General features: G+C 73.6%; 1 protein-coding gene. It reads right to left on the bottom strand.

All coding sequences use genetic code 11. The features are described from left to right. Positions 1 to 4,393, bottom strand: a 4,393-nt coding sequence (locus ACF1BE_RS34970; RefSeq protein WP_392203019.1) for a type I polyketide synthase, incomplete at both ends; no start/stop codon positions are given.

Raw genomic sequence — 4,393 nt, 5'->3', positions numbered from 1 at the left:
CCCTCACCCGCACCGAAGACCACATCCCGCACCGAATGCTCCACCGCACCCGCCAGCTGCACATCCAACGCCGCACACGCCTCGTCCAACGCCCGGGCGAACACCGGAAACCGCTCATACAACTCAGCGCCCATACCCACACGTTGGGAGCCCTGCCCCGGAAACACGAACACCGTCCTGCCGCTGGTGTCCGTGCCCTTCACCACGAGCGGAGACGACTCCCCCGCGGCCACCGCACCCAGCCCCGCCACGGCCTCCTCACGAGAACCGGCGACCACGACCGCCCGCTCGGCCAGTACCGCACGCCGGGACACGAGCGCCCCGGCGACAGCCGCCGGTGGTGCGTCGGTCCGGCGGACGAACTCCGCGAGGCGGCCGGCCTGTCCGGCCAGCGCGCCGGCGCTGCGCGCGGAGACGATCACCGGCACCACACCATCGGCCGGGGCCACCGGCTCGGTGGCATCCTCCTCCGCCGCCTGCTCCAGGATCAGATGCGCGTTCGTTCCGCTCAGCCCGAACGAGGAGACGCCGACGCGGCGCGGACGCCCGGTGTCGGGCCAGTCCCGTGCTTCCGTGAGCAGTTCGACCGCGCCGTCCGCCCAGTCGACCTGGGACGACGGCGCGTCCACGTGCAGGGTGGGCGGCAGGACGCCGTGCTGCATGGCTTCCACCATTTTGATCACGCCGGCCACGCCGGACGCGGCCTGCGTGTGCCCGATGTTGGACTTCAACGAGCCCAGCCACAAAGGTTCTTCACGATCTTTGCCGTACGTTGCCAGGAGGGCCTGTGCCTCGATCGGGTCGCCCAGGACCGTGCCGGTGCCATGGCCTTCGACCGCGTCCACGTCCGCCGGCGTCAGCCCCGCGTTCGCGAGCGCCTTGCGGATCACACGCTGCTGCGAGGGACCGTTGGGGGCGGTCAGCCCGTTGGACGCGCCGTCCTGGTTCACCGCGCTGCCCCGGATCACCGCCAGCACCCGGTGGCCCTTGCGCCGCGCCTCCGACAGCCGCTCCAGCACGACGACACCCGCGCCCTCCGCCCAGCCCGTGCCGTCCGCGGCGTCGGCATACGACTTGCATCGGCCGTCCGAGGCCAGACCCCGCTGCCGCGAGAACTGGACGAAGGCGCCGGGGCTGGACATGACGGCCGCGCCGCTGGCCAGCGCCAGGGAGCACTCGCCGCCGCGCAGGGCCTGCGCGGCCAGGTGCATGGCGACCAGGGACGAGGAACACGCCGTGTCCACGGTCACCGCAGGGCCCTCGAAACCGAAGACGTACGACACCCGGCCCGAGGCCACGCTGCTGCCGGCTCCGGTGGTGACGAATCCCTCGAGTTCCGCGGGCACCTCGCCGCCGGAGCCGTAGCCCTGGCCCATCAGCCCGGCGAACACGCCGACGTCGGTGCCCTTGAGGGAGGTCGGGTCGATCCCGGCTCGCTCCAGCGCCTCCCAGGAGGTTTCCAGCAGGAGCCGCTGCTGCGGGTCCATGGCCAGCGCCTCACGCGGCGAGATGCCGAAGAAGGCGGCGTCGAACAGGCCCGCCTCGTGCAGGAAACCGCCCTGGTCGACGTACGACGTACCGGCCTTGTCGGGGTCGGAGTCGAACAGGCCCTCCAGGTCCCAGCCGCGGTCGTCGGGGAAGCCGGACATCGCGTCCCGGCCCTCGGACACCAGCCGCCAGAGTGTCTCTGGGCTGTTGACGCCGCCGGGCAGCCGGCACGCCATGCCGACGATGGCGATCGGCTCATCCGGGTCGGCGAGTGCCGTGACCGGTTCGGTGGTCACCACCGACACCGTCTCCCCCAGCTCGCCGTGCAGATGACGGACCAGGGCGAGGGGAGTCGGATGGTCGAAGACGGCGGTGGCGGGCAGTTTGAGGCCGGTCGCGTCGCGCAGCCGGTTGCGCAGCTCGACCGAGGTGAGCGAGTCGAACCCGGAGTCACGGAACGCGGTGTCCGGCTTGATGCCCTCCGGACCGGCGTGCCCGAGCACGGCCGCCGCGTGCGAGCGGACCAGGTCCAGCAGCAGCGCCTCCTGCTCCACCGCGTCCAGCCCGGCCAGTCGGCGCGCGAGGTGCCCGGTGTCGTCACCGGCGGCGGCCGCTGCTCGCGCGGCCTGCCGGGGCACCTTGACCAGGCCCCGCAGCAGGGGCTGTACGCCGCGCCCGGCGGCGGCGTCCGCGCGCATCGCCCGCAGGTTCAGCTTGATCGGGACGAGCAGCGGGTCGTCGGTGCGCAGGGCCGCGTCGAACAGGTCCAGGCCCTCGTCGGACGTGAGGGTCTGACTACGGTTGCGACTCACCCGGGCCTCGTCGGCGGTGTCGAGGTGGGCGGTCATTCCGGTGGCCTGCTCCCACAGGCCCCACGCCAGCGACACACCCGGCAGGCCCGCGGACCGGCGTCGCTGCACCACCGCGTCCAGATAGGCGTTCGCCGCCGCGTAGTTGCCCTGCCCCGCCGAACCGAACACCCCCGCCGCCGACGAGAACACGATGAACGCGCCCGAAGCGGGGAGGATTTCACGGGTCAGTTCGTCCAGATGGGTGACCGCGGGAACCTTCGGTGCGAATACGCCTGCCAGACGCTCGGGGGTCAGGGCGCCGATCACACCGTCGTCCAGGACACCTGCCGTGTGCACCACACCCGTCAGCGGACGCTCCGCCACCACCGCGTCCAACAGTTCCGCCACCTGCGTACGGTCCGACACGTCGGCCGCCACCACGGCCACCGACTCCGCACCCAGAGCGGACAGCTCCGCCACCAGCTGCGCGGCACCCGCCGCGTCCGCACCACGCCGGCTGGCCAGCACCAGATGCCGCACCCCATGACGCACGACCAGATGACGCGCCACCAGCGCGCCCAGCACACCGGTGCCACCCGCGACCAGCACCGACCCCTCCGGGTCGAAGCGCGTCTCCGGGGTGCGGTCCTGCGCGGCCGCGCGGGCGAGCCTCGGGGCGAACAGACGGGTGCCGCGCACGGCCACCTGGGGTTCCGCGGTGGCCAGTACGGCGGCGAGCAGCGGCTCGACGTCAACACCCGCGGGTGTGTCCGTATCGAGCAGGACGATCCGGTCGGGGTTCTCCGCCTGGGCCACCCGGAGCAGGCCCCATACGGCGGCCCCCGCCGGGTCGGTCACCGTCCGCTCACCGTCGGCGGGCACCGCGCCCCGGGTGACGACGACCAGTTGGGCCGCCTCCAGTCCGGGGCTGGCCAGCCACGCCTGGACGATCTCCAGCACGCGGCCCGCGAGGGCCAGCGCCGCGTCGTCGTCCGTGCCGGCCGCCATGTCGCCGCGGCCGGCTTCGAGGACGACGACCGGGGGCACGCCCGCGCCGTCGGTCAGCGCGGCCACGTGTGCCGGCTCCGTGATCGGCACCCAGGCGGGCGGCAGGTCGGCGCCGGGCCCCGTCGTCGCGGGCAGCTCCGTCCACTCCACGCGGAACAGGGAGTGCCGGCTGTCGTCGGCCGCCGCACCCAGCTGGTCGGCGGCCACGGTCCGCGAGACCAGCGACCGCAGCGTGAGCACCGGCGCGCCCGTCTCGTCCGCCGCTTCCAGGGCCAGCGTGTCGGGCACGGACCGGTTCAGGCGCACCCGCAACGCCGTGGCACCGGCCGCGTGCAGGTGCAGCCCGTTCCAGCCGAACGGGAGGTGAACACCGTCGTCGGTGCGGTTCTCGCCCTCGGGGTCCGAGAGCGCCACGTCCAGCATCGCGGGGTGGAGCGCTGCGTCGAGCAACGCCGGGTGAATGCCGAACCTGGTGGCGCCGGCCCGCTGGTCCTCGGGGAGGGCGACCTCGGCGAAGAGGTCGTCGCCGCGCCGCCACAGGGCTCGTACGCCCTGGAAGACCGGCCCGTAACCGTAGCCGGCCTGGGCCAGCAGCTCGTAGCCGTCGGAGATGTCCACCTGGCGGGCACCGGTCGGCGGCCACACGGTGAGGCCGGCGGCCGGCTGGGTCACGTCGACGGTCACCTGGGCGGTGAGGGTGCCGGTGGCGTGCCTGGTCCAGGCGTCGGCGCCGGCGTCGCCGGTGCTGTCGTCGGGCGCGGAGTAGACGGCGACCGTCCGGGTGCCCGTCTCCTCCGGGCCGCCCACGGTGACCTGCACGCGCACTCCGCCGTGCTCCGGCAGGACCAGCGGTGCCTCGATGACCAGCTCGTCGAGAACCCCGCAGCCCACCTCGTCACCGGCCCTTACGGCCAGCTCCACCAGCCCGGTACCGGGGACGAGCACTGTCCCGCCGACGGTGTGGTCCGCCAGCCAGGGATGCGTGCGCAGGGACAGCCGCGAGGTGCACAGCACACCGCCGGTCTCGGGCACTTCCACCACCGCCCCGAGCAGGGGGTGGTCCGTGGGGGCCTGTCCGAGAGCGGTGGCGTCCGTCGCTCCGTTCA

It is taken from the genome of Streptomyces sp. NPDC014991 (assembly GCF_043080665.1).
Taxonomy (GTDB): Bacteria; Actinomycetota; Actinomycetes; order Streptomycetales; family Streptomycetaceae; genus Streptomyces.
The sequence above is the reverse complement of the archived record's forward strand: the minus strand, read 5'-3'. Positions and strand labels throughout refer to the sequence as shown.